Genomic DNA, 16,670 nt, shown 5'->3' with positions numbered 1-16,670 from the left:
TCATGGGAGAACCCAACGGCCGGCTCATCCAGACGCTCATCGACGCGCGCAAGCACCACTGCTTCCCTCCGGACGTCCGCCACGCGGCCCCGGAGTTCATCGACAAGGTGCTCGCGCTCCTCTTCCCCCACTTCTCCAAGCGGCTGGACTGTAGCGCGGTCGCGGTGCGCTCCGAGGTGGCGGTGGTGGAGGCGGTGCTGACGCGGACGTTGGAGACGCTCGCGTCGCGCTACCAGGGCCTCGCACCGGACCTGCCCGGCCGCTTCATGGAGCAACTCCCGGAGATCTACGCCTTTCTGCGCCAGGACGCTGAGGCCATCTTCGAGGCGGACCCCGCGGCGCGCAGCGTGGACGAGGTCATCCTCACCTACCCGGGCTTCTACGCCATCGCCATCTATCGGATCGCCCACGCGCTGCTCGGCCTGGGCTTCCCGTTGCTGCCCCGGCTCCTCACCGAGCTGGCGCACCAGCGCACGGGGGTCGACATCCACCCGGGGGCGACCATCGGGCGGCGCTTCGTCATCGACCACGGCACGGGCGTGGTGATTGGAGAGACGACCGTCATCGGAGACCGGGTCAACATCTACCAGGGCGTCACCCTGGGCGCCCTACAGGTCCAGAAGGATCTGGCGGACAAGAAGCGCCACCCGACCCTGGAGGACGATGTGGTGGTGTACGCGAACGCCACCATCCTCGGAGGCCAGACGGTGGTGGGCCGCGGCAGCGTCATCGCCGGCAACGCCTTCATCACCCACAGCATCCCCCCCGAGTCCGTCGTCAGCCGGCGCAGCGAGGTCCGCCCGCGACATGGGGGTGCGGAATTCGACGAACTCGAGTATCACATCTGATATAGCAGAGGTCCATCTGCCGCAGCAGACATTCCTCAGCGAGGCCCACGACCCATGAAGGCGAACAACATCCTGGAGACGATCGGCAACACGCCGCACGTCCGTGTCAACCGGCTCTTCCCCGCCAGCGTCGAGGTGTACATCAAGCTGGAGCGGGCCAACCCGGGCGGCAGCATCAAGGACCGCATCGGCCTGGCGATGATCGAGGACGCCGAGAAGCGGGGCGTGCTGAAGAAGGACAGCGTCATCATCGAGCCGACGTCGGGCAACACGGGAATCGGCCTGGCGATGGTGGCGGCGGTGAAGGGCTACAAGCTCATCCTGGTGATGCCCGAGTCGATGAGCATCGAGCGGCGCCGGCTGATGGCGGCGTACGGTGCGACGTTCGAGCTGACGCCGAGGGCGCAGGGCATGAAGGGTGCCATCGCGCGGGCGCAGGAGATGGTGGCGCAGATTCCGAACGCGTGGATGCCGCAGCAGTTCGAGAACGAGGCGAACATCGAGATCCACAAGCGCACGACGGCGCAGGAGATCCTCAAGGACTTCCCCGAGGGCCTGGACTACCTGATCACGGGCGTGGGGACGGGCGGACACATCACGGCGTGCGCGGAGGTGCTGAAGCAGCACTGGCCGAAGCTGAAGGTATTCGCGGTGGAGCCGGCGAAGTCGCCGGTCATCAGCGGAGGAGCGCCGGGGCCGCACCCGATCCAGGGGATTGGAGCGGGCTTCATCCCGAAGAACCTGCACAAGGAGGCGCTGGACGGGGTCATCCAGGTGACGGAGGAGGAGGCGTTCGACTTCACGAGGAGGTCGGCGCGTGAGGAGGGCATCTTCGTGGGTATCTCCTCGGGAGCGGCGCTGGCGGCGGTGAACAAGAAGCTGGGGGAGGTCCCCGAGAAGAGCCGGGTGCTCTGCTTCTGCTACGACACGGGCGAGCGCTACCTCTCCATCGAGAGCCTCTTCCCGGCGCAGTAACCCCGTCTCCCCCTCTCTCCAACCCCTCCCTCTCCCTCTGGGAGAGGGTCGGGGTGAGGGTATGCGTCACCTACCGGAGAACCCGCGCACCATCGCCACGAGCCGGTCCAGCTCCTCGGGCTGGTTGTAGAAGTGGGGCGAGATGCGGATGCGCCCGCGGCGCAGCGAGAAGCTGACATTCCGCTCGGACAGGTACGAAGCGAGCGCCCTCGCCTCCCCCTGGGGAGGCAGGAAGGTCAGGATGCCGGCGCGGTGCTCGGGGGAGGGCCCGGTGTCGCACCCGATGGCACGCAGCTCGCGGTCCGCGTACGCGAGCAGCTCCCGGATGCGAGCCGCGACGTTCTCCATGCCCACTTCCAGCAGCAGGCCGAGGGCGGCGCCGAGGGCATAGGTGCCGGCGTAGTTGTGACTCCCCTCCTCGAACTTCGTGGCGTCCGGGCGCAGCTCGAAGTGGGCGCGGTTGAAGTTCCAGGCGTCGGTGGTGGAGCGCCAGCCGACGAGCACGGGGCGCACGCGCGGGAGCACGTCGCGGTCCACGTAGAGGAAGCCAATCCCGGAGACGCCGATCATCCACTTGTGGCTGTCGGCGCTGAGGAAGTGGATGCGGCTCTTCTTCACGTCCACGGGGATGCAGCCGACGCTCTGGATGCCATCCACGCAGAACAGGACTCCCGAGCGCTCGCAGAGGGCGCCAATGGCCTCCAGGTCCGTGCGGTAGCCGGTGGCGAACTGGACGGAGCTGAGGGCCACGAGCCGGGTGCGCGGGGTGAGCGCGGCGGCGACGGCCTCGGGGGTGACGCCGCCCTCGCGAGGTTCGATCTCCCGGACGGAGACGCCGCGGTCGCGCAGGTGGAGCCAGGGGTAGACGTTGGAGGGATACTCGAGGGACGAGGCGACGGCGACCTCGTCTCCCGGCTTCCAGTCCAGCCCCTCGGCGATGAGCCCGAGGCCGTGACTGGTGTTGCGCACCAGGGCGATCTCCGCCGGAGAGGCGCCGATGATGCGCGCGGCGAGCTCGCGGGTCTTCTCCGTCCGGGCCTCCCAGCCGCGCTCGTAGCGGACGCCGTGGTGGAGGACATCGTCCAACCACTCGCGCATGGCGGTGGCGACGCGCACGCTCGTGGGCGAGACCCCGGCGTGGTTGAAGTAGAGCTGCTCCTGAACGACGGGGAACTCGGCGCGGTACCTGTCGAGGTCGAGGGGCGAGGTCATGGCATGCGCATCATGCCAGGGCGGCGCGTCCGCGCGAGGGAACGCGCCGCCAGCGTCACGGGGCCAGGGGAGGCACATCCCCTCACCCCGGCCCTCTCCCAGAGGGAGAGGGGTTGTTGGCGACGGCTACTGCGCTTCCTTCGCCAGCGGCGCCACCGACGGCTTCTTGCTTCCGCCCTTCGCCCACTGGTCCAGCCAGTCCAACACCGTCTCGTGCCACTGGATGCTGTTCGCCGGCTTCAGGACCCAGTGGTTCTCGTCCGGGAAGTAGAGCAGCTTCGATGGGATTCCCCGGCGCTGCAGCACCGTGAACGTCGACAGGCCCTGCGTGTCCACCACCCGGAAGTCCTGCCCGCCGTGGATGACCAGCATCGGCGTCTTCCACTTCGCCACATGGTCGATCGGGTTGTGCTTCGTGTAGCCCTCGGGCTTGTCCCACGGCGTTCCACCGTGCTCCCACTCGGGGAACCACAGCTCCTCCGTGTTGAAGTACGCCAGCTTCTCGTCCAGGTTGCCGTCGTGGTTCACCAGGCACCGGAACCGGTCCGGCATCTGGCCGGCGATCCAGTTGATCATGTACCCGCCGTAGCTCGCCCCCAGCGCGCACACCTTGTCACCGTCCAGGAACCCGTAGCGCTTGATGGCCGCCTCCAGGCCCTTCTGCAGATCCTCCAGCGGCTTGCCGCCCCAGTCCCCACTGATGGAGTCCGTGAAGGCCTGGCCGTAGCCCGTGGAGCCGTGGAAGTCGACCATCACCGCCGCGTAGCCCCGGCCCGCGTACGTCTGCGGGTTCCACCGGTAGTTGAAGCGGTTGCCGAAGCTGCCCTGCGGGCCACCGTGAATGAGGAAGGCCACCGGGTACTTCTTCTTCGCATCGAAGTCGACCGGCTTCACCACGTAGCCACGCACCGTCTCGCCATTCCAACCGGCGAACTCGAACTGCTCGTAGTCGCCGAAGCGGATGCGGGCCAGCGCCTCCTCGTTGACGCGCGTGAGCTGCCGCACGTCGCTCCCGTCCGCACGCGCCGAGTACAGGTCCGCGGGCGCCTTCAGGTCCTCGCGCAGGAAGATGACGCGGCCATCCGCCACCCCCTGCGGAGCGGCGGCACCGCCCTTCCCGCTGATCGCACGCACCTGGCCGCTCGCCACGTCGATGGAGAAGGCGGGGTGCTGGCCCATGTCATCCGCGGTGACGAGCACCGACTTGCCATCCGGCATCCAGGTGAGCGAGCCGGCCGACCGGTCCCACTGCTCGGCGAGGACGCGCTCCTTGCCGTCGGACCACGAGCGCAGCACCACGCGCAGCCGATCCGACTCGAAGCCCGGGCGCGACATGGCCAGATACGCGAGCGTCTTGCCGTCCGGGCTGAACACGGGCTGGGTGTCCGTGGCGCGGTTCTTCTCGGTGAGCTTCCTCGGCGTGCCCGGCTTGTCCACCGGGGCGAGGAACAGGTCCAGGTCGGTGGACCAGGACTCGCTGTTGCCCACGTCGCGCGCGGTGAAGACGAGCCCCTTGCCGTCCGGGGTGAAGGTGAACTCGTCGGGGCCGCCAAAGGGCTTGCTGGGCCCGTCGGCATCCATGCCCACCATCACGTCACGCGGGGCGGCGCCGCCATCCACCGGCAGCACGAAGAGGTGGTTGCGCCGGCCATCCGCCCACGTGTCCCAGTGACGGACGAAGAGCTTGTCGTAGACACGGCCGGTGTTCTTCTGCTGCGACCGCGTCTTCAGCCGCTGGGTGGTGCACTCCAGCGTGGGGCAGTCGGGGAAGACCTCCAGGGCGACGGCGAGCGCCTTGCCGTCCCGCGACAGGACGAAGGCGCCCACGTCCAGGGGCAGCTTCGTGACGGGCTGGGCCTCGCCACCATCCAGCGGCAGGCGGAACACCTGGCTGGAACCCCCGCGCGAGGCGAGGAAGAAGAGGCTCCGACCATCCGGGCTCCAGACGGGCTGGCCCTCACTCTCGGGGGAGTGGGTGAGCTGACGCAGACCACTGCCGTCGGCGTTGATCAGCCACAGGTCGGTGCGGCCCTTGTTGGCCTCGAGGTCGGTGGAGCGCAACACGAAGGCGATGCGCTTGCCATCCGGAGAGGCGCTCGGACTGCTGATCCGGCGCATCGAGACCTGGTCCTGGATGGTGTACGGCTGCGTCTTGGCGGGAGCGGCGGCGAGGGCGAGTGCCGCCATGAGGGAGAGAGACAAAGAGGCCTCCGTGGGAGTCAACCGCTCGCGGGCTCCAGCGGATGCCGGGGCGCGAGGCGGGTGGACGGTGCCCGTTCCAACCGTTGCTGTCCACCGTTCATGCCCGAGCGGCCGAGGAGCCACGAACCCGGGCCCCCCACCCATACACCGAGTCAACCTCCCCTCTCCCACCGGGAGAGGGACGGGGTGAGGGTAGCCGTCCCCGTGCTCCCACCGTGAACCAGGAAGCGCCGCGTCAACCGCGGGCGGCGCGAGTCCCCGAGCGGGACTTCTTCCCTGGCCCGGAGCGGCCGGACCTGGAGGAGGACTTCCCCTTCCGGGTAGCCGCCGGAGGCTGACGAGCGGAGCCGGACGACTTCTTCTTCGAGGCCTTCACCGGGGCCTTCTTCCGGGGCTCCGGCTTCTGCTCCTCGCTGGGGGCGAGGATGGTGCCACGGCAGTTGGCCGCGCCGCAGCGGCAGACATAGAGCTGCTCCTCCTCCTCGCCCATGTCCTCGGTGCGGTCATAGGCGTAGTCGTAGCAGAGCTCCTCGCCCTCGGAGATGGCGCGAAGGGCGTAGATGTAGATGCGATCTCCCTCGAGGAAGGCCTGGCAGTTGGGGTCGCACGAGTGGTTGATGAAGCGCGCGTCGTTGCCCTCGTAGGCGGCGTCGATGACGGTGTCCTCGTCCACGTTGAAGAGGAAGGTGTGGTGGCGGGACATGGAGGTGTCGTCGTAGCGCTCGTCCGCCTCGGCCTGGGAGATGCGCTGGCCGACGTACTCGATGATGCGCGCGCCCTTGCGGATGGGCCGCGTGGCGAAGGCGCCCTGGCCCTGGATGGACGAGGGCCTGAGCACGAAGGGCTGGGGCGAGAGGGTGGGCATCTTGCGGGAGGAGGGCTTCTTGGTGGTGGGAGCGGGCATCGGAAAGTGCGGTGGAGACGCGCCAGGGAAGGCGCGGTAGGGTGCCTCAGTCGGACCTCTGAAGGAAGAAAGGCGCTCTGGCGATGCGGCTGTGGCTCATTCTTGGCGCGGCAAGCGCGTTCATATCCGTGGCGGCGGGAGCATTCGGCGCGCACGCGCTGAAGGCAAGGCTCTCCCCGGACCTGTTGACCATCTTCGAAACCGGCGCGCGCTACCAGATGTACCACTCGCTCGGGCTGATCGCGATGGGGCTGCTGATGCAGCTGCGTCCCAATCCCCTGCTGAACGCGGCGGGCTGGGCGATGCTCGCCGGCATCGTCCTCTTCTCGGGCAGCCTGTACGCGCTGGCGCTCTCCGGGGTGCGCGTCCTGGGCGCCATCACGCCGTTTGGCGGGGTCGGCTTCCTCGTGGGCTGGGTGTTGTTCGCCCTCGCCGCCTGGCGCCAGACGGGCTGAGCCGGAAGGCGCCATTCCATTCCCCAGTACGGGACCCGCCTCCCCGCTCCCCCCATGCCCGGGCCCTCGACGGGTGCATCTCCTCCTCTGGATACCCACCGTATCCGCCAGGAGGTGAGCGCCCATGGCGGACGAGCCCGAAGGCTTCGGAGAACAGGGACAGGACTTGCGCGCCCGGCGGCGCGAGGCGAGGCGTGCGCGGACGTATTCGCTCTTCCTCGAGGGACTGCGCGAGAAGAGCGGCCTGCCGAGCGAGCTCGCGGAGAAGGCGCTCTTCTCGGTGCTGTGCACGCTGGAGCAGTGGCTCCTCCAATGCGAGGCGGGCGATCCCCGGTCACGGCTCCCGGTGAAGCTCCAGGAGGCGCTCCAGGGCTGCGATCCACAGCGGGAGCGGCCCCTGCGGAATTCCAGTGTGGACGCGCTGCTCCAGCGGGTGGCCGGGGAGCTCGGCGGCGACACGGCCCAGGCCGAGTGCATCACCCGGGCGGTCTTCTCCACGGTGCGCGCCCACCTCAGCGAGGGCGAGGCCGCGCAGGTCGGCGACGAGCTGCCCGCGGACCTGCGCGCGCTCTGGGCCCGCGCCATCTGACACCGCGTGAGCACGAATCAGGTTTGTTCCCAGCCACTCGTTCCATGAAGTAGGGTCCGCCCACTTCATGATGGACGAGACGCCGCAACCCCAGCTCGGTGCAGTGCTACGCAGGGCCCGCATGCACCTGGACCTCACCCAGGAGCAGGTGGCCCGGGCGGTGGGTTTCGCCCCGGAGGTCTACGGGCGCGTCGAGCGTGGAGACATGTTGCCCAGCGTCCCCAAGCTCTGGCAGCTGTGCGTCACCCTGCGTCTGTCTGCCGATGTACTCCTCTCCTTGAAACCCCGGGACATCACCCCTCTGGAGAAGCCCGCCACGGACGAGCCCGGCGAGTCGCCCGAGGTCCGGCGCCTCACCGTGCTCGTGCGCGAGCTGCCCCCCGACAGGTTCCGATTGTTCCGCATCCTCCTCCGGGCCATCACCCACCCCGACGAGGATTGAAGGCGGCAACTCCCTTCTCAGTAGAAGCTGTCATCTCACGTCATCCCCCCTCCGACATCTGTCGGGGCGGAGTGTCGTCCATCGGCCATTTCCCACCGGACTCCGCACCCCCACTGTCGTGCACGAGACATTCCCTGGCACGGCTGGCCGTCTGGACGTCAGTCAGCCGACAGCCAAAGCACCGTTCACGCTGGGTTGGAAGGTGAGAAGGCTGTAAAGAGGTGCGACGTCTGATCCTCGGACGGTTCGCGCGCCCACGGCCTCGACCACCATGTCTTCCCCTACAGCGCTCCCGCGCGTCGACGTGCTCACCGTTGATGACACCCCAGCCAACCTCCGCTCCCTGGAGGTGCTGATGGCGGACCTGGGTGCCAACGTCGTCACCGCCTCGTCCGGAGACGAGGCCCTGCGCCTGCTGTTGGATCGCGACTTCGCCCTCATCCTCCTGGATGTGCAGATGCCGGGGATGGATGGATATGAGACCGCCAGTCTCATCCGCATGCGTGAGCGCACGCGGCACATCCCCATCATCTTCATCACCGCCAACACCCGCAGCGAGGTGAACGTCACGCGCGGCTACGAGCTGGGCGCGGTGGACTACCTCTTCAAGCCCATCGTCCCGGAGGTGCTGCGGACGAAGGTGGGTGTGTTCCTGGACCTGCACCGCAAGAAGGAGGAGGTGCGGCGGCAGGCGGAGCTGCTGCGGCAGGCGGAGAACCGCGAGCATGAGCGGCAACTGGCCGAGGCCCGCTCGCAGTACGAGCGCTCCCTGCTGGAGCAGGAAGTGGAGCGCGAGCGCAAGGTGTCCGAGGCCCGCGAGCAGCGTGCCCAGGAGCTGGCGCGGCTGGTCCAGGAGAAGGAACAGGCCCAGTCGGCACTGCACGAGAGCAACGCGCGGCTGCGGCTGCTGGCGGACACCGCCAGCCGCCTGCTGAAGGGCACCGACGGGCGCGCCCTGCTCGATGGCGTCCACGGCCAGCTCACGGCCCACATGGGGCTCGAGGTGTGCCTGGGCTACCTCGTCCAGGAGGGCCCTGGCGCGCTTTCGCTCGCGACGCACGCGGGCATTCCGTCGGCCATGCTCCCGCGGATGGAGTACCTGGAGCCCGGACAGGGCGTCGCGGGCCGGGTGGTCGCGGAGAACAAGCGCTGGGTGCTCGACGGTGGCGCCGCCGCCAATGGACCCGTGCCGGACGCCGCGCCGGAGCTGGGGCTGGCCGCGATCGCGTGCTACCCGCTGATCAGCCAGGGACGCGTGCTGGGCACGCTGGCCTTCGGCACGCGCTCCATGCGCGTCTTCTCCCCGGACGAGCTGTCCCTCATGCAGGGCGTGTGCGATCAGGTGGCCGTGGCGCTCGAGCGCGAGCGGCTCATCGGCGCGCTGCGCGACGCGGACCGCCGCAAGGACGAGTTCCTCGCCATGCTGGCCCACGAGCTGCGCAACCCCCTGGCCCCCGTGCGCCACGCGCTCGAGGTCTTCCGGATGCGCATGTGGCAGGACGACATCATCCAGCGGGCCATCTCCAGCGCGGATCGCCAGGTGGCGCACATGACGCGGCTGGTGGATGACCTGCTGGACGTCAGCCGCATCACCCGCGGGAAGGTGGAGCTCAAGCCCCTCCCCGTGTCGCTGACGGATCTGGTGGAGGGCGCGGTCCAGGCCTGCGAGCCCATCATCACCCAGCGCCATCACGAGCTGAGCGTCTCCCTGCCACCCGAGCAGGTGATGCTGAACGTGGACCCCACCCGCATGACGCAGGTGGTGGCCAACCTGCTGCACAACGCGGCCAAGTACACCCCCTCTGGCGGGCAGATCCACCTGCGCGCCGAGCGCCAGGGCGAAGAGCTGATGCTGAGCGTGCGCGACAACGGCATCGGCCTGAAGCCGGAGATGCTCCACCGCGTCTTCGAGCTCTTCGTCCAGGTGGATCCGGGCAGCGACCGGGCCCAGGGCGGACTCGGCCTGGGTCTCACCCTGGTGCGCAGCCTGGTGGAGATGCACGGCGGCAGCGTGAGCGCCCGCAGCGAGGGGCCTTCCAAGGGCAGCGAGTTCACCGTCCGCCTCCCCCTGCCTCCCGAGGTCCCCGCCGCGCTCTCCCTGCCGAACATGGTGAAGGCGGCCGCCTCCCTCAACAAGCTGCAGCCGCTCCACATCCTCCTGGTGGAGGACAACCCGGACATCCGCGAGACGCTGAAGGATCTGCTGGAGCTCCACGGGCACCGCGTGGAGGAGGCCAGCGACGGGCGCTCGGCGGTGGACATGGTCCTCTCCCAGCACCCCCAGGTGGCCCTGGTGGACATCGGGCTGCCGGAGCTGGACGGCTACAAGGTGGCGGAGCTCGTCCGCGCCTCGGCCGGCGGCTCCACCACCCGGCTCGTGGCCCTCACCGGCTACGGCCACCCCGAGGACCGCAAACGCGCGCTCGAGGCCGGCTTCGACGCCCACCTCGTCAAGCCCGTGTCCTCGGATGATCTGTCACAAGTCTTGAAGAAGCTCTGTACAGCGGCCTGACGGCCGACCCACCGCTCTCAACCCCCTACCGCGGACAGGCCCCTCGCCCTCCTCCCGGGTGAGATCCCTCTCGCGGACCCGCAGTCGCAGCACAGGAGACGCCCCACACCATGGCCACGCAGCCCGAGAAGGCGCAATCCGAGAACGCGCTCGATACCAAGCTCCTCCTCAAGACGCTCCAGTCCGTCCGCAAGGGCGACTTCCGCGTCCGCATGCCCGAGGACAAGACGGGTACCACGGGGAAGCTCTACGACACGCTCAACGAGATCATCGCACTCAACGAGGCGATGGCGCACGAGTTCGAGCGCATCAGCCAGGTGGTGGGCCGCGAGGGCCGCATCTCCCAGCGCATCACGGTCAACGGCGCCTCCGGCGGCTGGCTGGCGAGCGTGGATGCGATGAACTCGCTCATCACCGACCTGGCGCAGCCCACCACCGAGGTGGCGCGCGTCATCGGCGCGGTGGCCAAGGGTGACCTGGCCCAGACCATGGCGCTCGAGGTCGAGGGCCGCCCGCTCAAGGGCGAGTTCCTCCGCACCGCCCAGGTGGTCAACAGCACCGTGGCCCAGCTCTCCTCGTTCGCCAGCGAGGTGACCCGCGTGGCCCGCGAGGTGGGTACGGAAGGAAAGCTGGGCGGCCAGGCCGTCCTGCGCGGCGTGTCCGGCACCTGGAAGGAGCTCACCGACAGCGTGAACCTGATGGCGAGCAACCTGACCGACCAGGTGCGCGACATCGCCAAGGTGACCACGGCGGTGGCCAACGGCGACCTGTCCAAGAAGATCACCGTGGACGTGCGCGGTGAGATCGCCGAGCTGAAGAACACCATCAACACGATGGTGGACAACCTGAACACCTTCTCCGGCGAAGTGACCCGCGTGGCCCGCGAAGTGGGCACCGAGGGCAAGCTGGGTGGTCAGGCCCAGGTGAAGGGCGTGTCCGGTACGTGGAAGGATCTCACCGACAACGTGAACAGCATGGCCAGCGGCCTCACCGCCCAGGTGCGTGACATCGCCAAGGTGGCGACCGCGGTGGCCAACGGTGACCTGGGCCAGAAGGTCACCGTGGACGTGAAGGGGGAAATCCTCGAGCTCAAGAACACCATCAACAAGATGGTGGACAACCTCAACACCTTCTCGGGCGAGGTGACCCGTGTTGCCCGCGAAGTGGGTACGGAGGGCAAGCTCGGCGGTCAGGCCCAGGTGAAGGATGTGGCCGGCACCTGGAAGGACCTCACGGACAACGTGAACCAGATGGCCAGCAACCTCACCGCCCAGGTGCGTGACATCGCGGACGTCACCACGGCGGTGGCCCGCGGCGACCTGAGCAAGAAGGTCACCGTGGACGTCAAGGGTGAGATCCTCGCCCTGAAGAACACCATCAACACGATGGTGGACCAGCTGTCCTCGTTCGCCTCGGAAGTGACCCGCGTGGCCCGCGAGGTGGGCACCGAAGGAAAGCTGGGCGGTCAGGCGCAGGTGCAGGGCGTCAGCGGCACCTGGAAGGACCTGACGGACAGCGTGAACAGCATGGCCAGCGGCCTCACCGCCCAGGTGCGCGACATCGCGAAGGTCGCCACCGCCGTCGCCAACGGCGACCTCGGCCAGAAGATCTCCGTGGACGTGAAGGGCGAGATCCTCGAGCTGAAGAACACCATCAACAAGATGGTGGACAACCTCAACACCTTCTCCGTCGAGGTGACGCGCGTCGCCCGCGAGGTGGGTACCGAGGGCAAGCTGGGTGGCCAGGCGCAGGTGAAGGACGTGTCCGGCACCTGGAAGGACCTCACCGACAACGTGAACTCGATGGCGAGCAACCTGACCGCTCAGGTGCGCAACATCGCCGAGGTCACCACCGCCGTTGCTCGCGGTGACCTGTCCAAGAAGATCACCGTGGACGTGAAGGGCGAGATCCTCGCCCTGAAGAACACCATCAACACGATGGTGGATCAGCTCTCCTCGTTCGCTTCCGAAGTGACCCGCGTCGCCAAGGAAGTGGGTACGGAAGGAAAGCTGGGCGGCCAGGCGCAGGTGGAAGGCGTCGCCGGTACGTGGAAGGACCTCACCGACAACGTGAACCAGATGGCCAGCAACCTGACCGCTCAGGTGCGCGACATCGCCAAGGTGACGACCGCGGTGGCCACGGGTGACCTGTCCAAGAAGATCTCCGTGGACGTGAAGGGAGAAATCCTGGAGCTCAAGAACACCATCAACACGATGGTGGATCAGCTCTCGTCCTTCGCTTCCGAGGTGACCCGCGTCGCTCGCGAGGTGGGCACCGAGGGCAAGCTGGGTGGACAGGCCGTCGTGCGCGGGGTCGCCGGTACGTGGAAGGACCTCACCGACAGCGTGAACAGCATGGCCAGCGGCCTCACCGCCCAGGTGCGTGACATCGCCAAGGTCGCCACCGCGGTCGCCAATGGTGACCTGGGCCAGAAGATCTCCGTGGATGTGAAGGGGGAGATCCTCGAGCTGAAGAACACCATCAACACGATGGTGGACAACCTGAACACCTTCTCCGGTGAGGTGACCCGCGTCGCCCGCGAAGTGGGTACGGAAGGAAAGCTCGGCGGTCAGGCCCAGGTGAAGGGCGTGTCGGGGACGTGGAAGGACCTCACCGACAACGTGAACTCGATGGCGAGCAACCTCACCGCCCAGGTGCGCAACATCGCCGAGGTGACGACGGCGGTGGCCCGTGGAGATCTCTCCAAGAAGATCACCGTGGACGTGAAGGGAGAGATCCTCGAGCTCAAGAACACCATCAACACGATGGTGGACCAGCTCTCCTCGTTCGCCTCGGAAGTGACCCGCGTCGCCAAGGAAGTGGGTACGGAAGGAAAGCTCGGCGGTCAGGCCCAGGTGAAGGGCGTCAGCGGCACCTGGAAGGACCTCACCGACAACGTGAACAGCATGGCCGGCAACCTCACCGCCCAGGTGCGAGACATCGCCAAGGTGACGGCCGCCGTGGCCAACGGAGACCTGTCCAAGAAGGTCACCGTGGACGTGAAGGGCGAAATCCTCGAGCTGAAGCAGACCATCAACACGATGGTGGATCAGCTCTCGTCCTTCGCCTCGGAAGTGACTCGCGTGGCGCGCGAGGTGGGTACGGAAGGAAAGCTGGGCGGCCAGGCGCAGGTGCAGGGCGTCGCCGGTATCTGGAAGGACCTCACGGACAACGTGAACAGCATGGCGAGCAACCTCACCGCCCAGGTGCGAGGCATCGCCACGGTGGTGACCGCGGTCGCCGCCGGTGACCTGAAGCGCAAGCTGGCCCTCGTCGCCAAGGGTGAGATCGCCGCCCTGGCCGACACCATCAACGGGATGATCGACACGCTGGCCACCTTCGCCGACCAGGTGACCACGGTGGCCCGCGAGGTGGGTATCGAAGGAAAGCTGGGTGGCCAGGCCCGTGTGCCCGGCGCGGCCGGCACGTGGCGCGACCTGACCGACAACGTGAACTCCATGGCCGGTTCGCTCACCACCCAGGTGCGCTCGCTCGCCGAGGTCGCCACCGCGGTGGCCAAGGGAGACCTGACCCGGAGCATCTCGGTCGAGGCCCAGGGCGAGATGGCCGCCCTGAAGGACAACATCAACCAGATGATCGCCAACCTGCGTGACACCACGCAGAAGAACACCGAGCAGGACTGGCTGAAGACCAACCTCGCGCGCTTCACCCGCCTGCTGCAGGGTCAGCGCGAGCTGGAGACGGTCTCCAAGCTCATCCTCAAGGAGCTGGCGCCCCTGGTCCAGGCGCAGCACGGCGTGTTCTACCTGATGGACGGCGCCGACAAGAACCAGGTGCTGCGGCTGCTGTCCACCTACGCCTACAAGGAGCGCAAGAGCCTCGCCAACTCCTTCAAGCTGGGCGAGGGCCTCGTGGGCCAGTGCGCCGTGGAGAAGGAGCGCATCCTCCTCACGGACGTGCCGGACGACTACATCCGCATCAACAGCGGACTGGGTGAGTCCAAGCCGCTCAACATCGTCGTGCTGCCCGTCATCTTCGAGGGCAACGTGAAGGCCGTCATCGAGCTGGCCAGCTTCTACCGGTTCAGCGAGACGCACCTGTCCTTCCTCGACCAGCTCACCGAGTCCATCGGCATCGTGCTCAACACGATCGCCGCCGGCATGCGGACGGAGGAGCTGCTCAAGCAGTCGCAGAGCCTCGCCGACGAGCTGCGCAGCCAGCAGCAGGAGCTCACCGAGACCAACCGCCGCCTGGAGCAGCAGGCCAAGAGCCTCCAGGCCTCCGAGGAGCGCCTCAAGCAGCAGCAGGAAGAGCTGCAGCAGACCAACGAGGAGCTCGAGGAGCGCAGCCGCCTCCTCCAGGTGCAGAACATGGAGGTCGAGCGGAAGAACCGCGAGATCGAACAGGCCAAGGTGTCGCTGGAGGATCGCGCCCAGCAGCTCGCCCTGTCCTCCAAGTACAAGAGCGAGTTCCTGGCCAACATGAGCCACGAGCTGCGCACGCCGCTCAACAGCCTGCTCATCCTCTCCAAGCTGCTGGCGGAGAACTCCGAGGGCAACCTCAGCGGCCGCCAGGTGGAGTTCGCCCAGACGATCCACGGCGCGGGAAGCGATCTGCTCTCCCTCATCAACGACATCCTGGACCTGTCGAAGATCGAGTCCGGGACGATGAGCGTGGACGTGGACGAGGTGTCGCTCGACAGCCTGAAGGACTTCGTGGAGCGCACCTTCCGCCAGGTGGCGGTGGACCGGAAGCTGGGCTTCAAGCTGGACTTCGCCCAGGGCCTGCCCGCGCACATCCTCACGGACGGACGCCGGCTGCAGCAGGTGCTCAAGAACCTGCTGGCCAACGCCTTCAAGTTCACCGAGGAAGGCCACGTCACCCTCGACGTGCGTCCGGCCCGCGGCGGCTGGAGCGTGGATCACGCCGTGCTCAACCAGGGTGGCTCGGTGCTCGCCTTCTCCGTCATCGACACGGGCATTGGCATCGCGGAGAGCAAGCAGCGCATCATCTTCGAGGCCTTCCAGCAGGCGGATGGCACCACCAGCCGCAAGTACGGCGGCACTGGCCTGGGTCTGTCCATCAGCCGGGAGATCGCCAAGCTGCTGGGTGGTGAAATCAAGGTCATCAGCGCGCCGGGCAAGGGCAGCACCTTCACCCTCTACGTGCCGCAGACGTACGTCCCCGCCCCCAGCCAGCCGCGCCCGCAGCTGTCCAATGGCAACGGCAATGGCAACGGCTCCAACCGGGCGGCGTCCGAGGAGCGGCTCAACGCCCTGCGCGCGGAGGTGGAGACCGCCATGCAGGACGCGGAGCTCGCACGGGAGGAGGATGTCGAGGACGACCGGCGCAGCATCCAGCCGGGAGACCGGACGCTGCTCATCATCGAGGATGACATCGTCTTCGCCCGCATCATCCTCGGCCTGGCGCGGGAGCGCGGCTTCAAGGGCCTGGTCGCGCTGCGTGGCGACACGGGTCTGGCCATGGCGCGGCAGTTCCGGCCGGATGCCATCACCCTGGACATCGGGCTGCCCGTCATCGACGGGTGGAACCTGCTGGACCGCCTCAAGCACGACAGCCGCACCCGCCACATCCCGGTGCACATCATCTCCGCCAGCGAGGAGGAGCGCAGCCGCGGCCTGAGGTTGGGCGCCCTGGCGGTGCTGCAGAAGCCGGCCACCCGCGAGGTCCTCAGCGAGGCCCTGGGCCGGGTGAAGGGCTTCATCGAGCGGCCGGTGAAGAACCTGCTGGTGGTGGAGGACGATCAGCGCCAGCGCGACAGCATCGTCACCCTCATCGGCAACGGCGACGTGAAGACGACACCGGTGGGCAGCGGGCAGGAGGCCCTGGCCGCCATGCAGGAGAAGTACTTCGACTGCGTGGTGCTGGATCTGGGTCTGCCGGACATGACGGGCCTGCAGCTCATCGAGTCGATGAAGAAGCAGGGCCACACCCCGCCCATCATCGTCTACACGGGCAAGGAGCTCTCCGAGGAGGAGGAGACCGTCCTCAAGCGCGTCACCGACGCCATCATCATCAAGAGCGTCAAGTCGCCCGAGCAGCTCCTGGACGAGACGGCCCTCTTCCTGCACCGCGTGGAGGCCAACCTGCCCGAGAACAAGCGGGCGATGATCAAGCAGGTGCACCAGAGCGATCCGGTGCTCGCCGGCAAGAAGGTGCTGGTGGTGGACGACGATGTGCGCAACATCTTCGCCCTCACCAGCGTGCTGGAGAAGCACAAGATGCAGGTCATCTACGCGGAGAACGGCCGCAAGGGCATCGAACTCATCCGCGCCACGCCGGACCTCAACGTGGTGCTCATGGACGTGATGATGCCGGAGATGGACGGCTACGAGACCATGCGCGCCATCCGCCAGGTCAACGAGCTGAAGAACCTCCCCATCATCGCGCTCACGGCCAAGGCGATGAAGGGCGACCGCGAGAAGTGCATCGACGCGGGCGCCAGCGACTACATCACCAAGCCCGTCGAGACGGATCAGCTGCTCAGCCTGCTGCGCGTGTGGCTGTTCCGCACCGCGGACCGCACCCGTACCAACGGGTAGTGCACCC

10 protein-coding genes are annotated in these 16,670 nt (G+C 67.7%); 7 read left to right on the top strand and 3 right to left on the bottom strand.

Going from position 1 to position 16,670, the window contains the following annotated elements:
- Positions 1–2: 2 nt before the first annotated feature.
- Together epsC and cysK are read left to right on the top strand one after the other, a co-directional pair.
- Positions 3–848, top strand: a complete 846-nt coding sequence (gene epsC, locus NR810_RS18050) for a serine O-acetyltransferase EpsC (RefSeq protein ID WP_257453954.1) — start codon at positions 3–5, stop codon at positions 846–848.
- Between the two features lie 54 nt (positions 849–902).
- Positions 903–1,823, top strand: coding sequence for a cysteine synthase A (cysK, locus tag NR810_RS18045; protein WP_257453952.1), 921 nt, complete (start codon positions 903–905; stop codon positions 1,821–1,823).
- Positions 1,824–1,889: 66 nt separating this feature from the next.
- On the opposite strand, the gene NR810_RS18040 is transcribed toward cysK, so the two are convergent.
- The 3 genes from NR810_RS18040 to NR810_RS18030 all read right to left on the bottom strand — a co-directional run bounded on the left by NR810_RS18040 (position 1,890) and on the right by NR810_RS18030 (position 6,102).
- Positions 1,890–3,035, bottom strand: coding sequence for an aminotransferase class V-fold PLP-dependent enzyme (locus NR810_RS18040; protein ID WP_257453950.1), 1,146 nt, complete (start codon positions 3,033–3,035; stop codon positions 1,890–1,892).
- Positions 3,036–3,161: 126 nt separating this feature from the next.
- The gene (locus NR810_RS18035; protein WP_257453948.1) at positions 3,162–5,237 is read right to left on the bottom strand and encodes an alpha/beta hydrolase family protein; all 2,076 of its coding nucleotides are present in this window, start codon (positions 5,235–5,237) and stop codon (positions 3,162–3,164) included.
- A gap of 235 nt (positions 5,238–5,472) precedes the next feature.
- Positions 5,473–6,102, bottom strand: a complete 630-nt coding sequence (locus NR810_RS18030) for an SET domain-containing protein (protein ID WP_257453947.1) — start codon at positions 6,100–6,102, stop codon at positions 5,473–5,475.
- Positions 6,103–6,224: 122 nt separating this feature from the next.
- Here NR810_RS18030 and NR810_RS18025 point away from each other — a divergent pair, with 122 nt between their 5' ends.
- From NR810_RS18025 to NR810_RS17995, 5 genes are all read left to right on the top strand, one after another.
- Positions 6,225–6,596, top strand: a complete 372-nt coding sequence (locus tag NR810_RS18025; protein WP_257453945.1) for a DUF423 domain-containing protein — start codon at positions 6,225–6,227, stop codon at positions 6,594–6,596.
- Positions 6,597–6,720: 124 nt separating this feature from the next.
- Complete coding sequence (locus tag NR810_RS18020; RefSeq protein ID WP_257453943.1) at positions 6,721–7,185, top strand: DUF2267 domain-containing protein; 465 nt, start codon at positions 6,721–6,723, stop codon at positions 7,183–7,185.
- A 67-nt stretch (positions 7,186–7,252) separates the two neighbouring features.
- Positions 7,253–7,627, top strand: a complete 375-nt coding sequence (locus NR810_RS18015; RefSeq protein WP_257453942.1) for a helix-turn-helix domain-containing protein — start codon at positions 7,253–7,255, stop codon at positions 7,625–7,627.
- Between the two features lie 271 nt (positions 7,628–7,898).
- Positions 7,899–10,139 carry a response regulator gene (locus tag NR810_RS18000; protein ID WP_306818276.1) on the top strand — a complete coding sequence of 747 codons (2,241 nt, stop codon included), beginning with the start codon at positions 7,899–7,901 and terminating at the stop codon, positions 10,137–10,139.
- A gap of 110 nt (positions 10,140–10,249) precedes the next feature.
- Entirely contained in the window at positions 10,250–16,663 is a 6,414-nt protein-coding gene (locus NR810_RS17995) for a hybrid sensor histidine kinase/response regulator (RefSeq protein ID WP_257453940.1), read from the top strand.
- The last annotated feature ends 7 nt before the right edge of the window (positions 16,664–16,670 follow it).

The sequence above is a fragment of the Archangium lipolyticum genome (assembly GCF_024623785.1).
Taxonomy (GTDB): domain Bacteria; phylum Myxococcota; class Myxococcia; order Myxococcales; family Myxococcaceae; genus Archangium; species Archangium lipolyticum.
The sequence above is the reverse complement of the archived record's forward strand: the minus strand, read 5'-3'. Positions and strand labels throughout refer to the sequence as shown.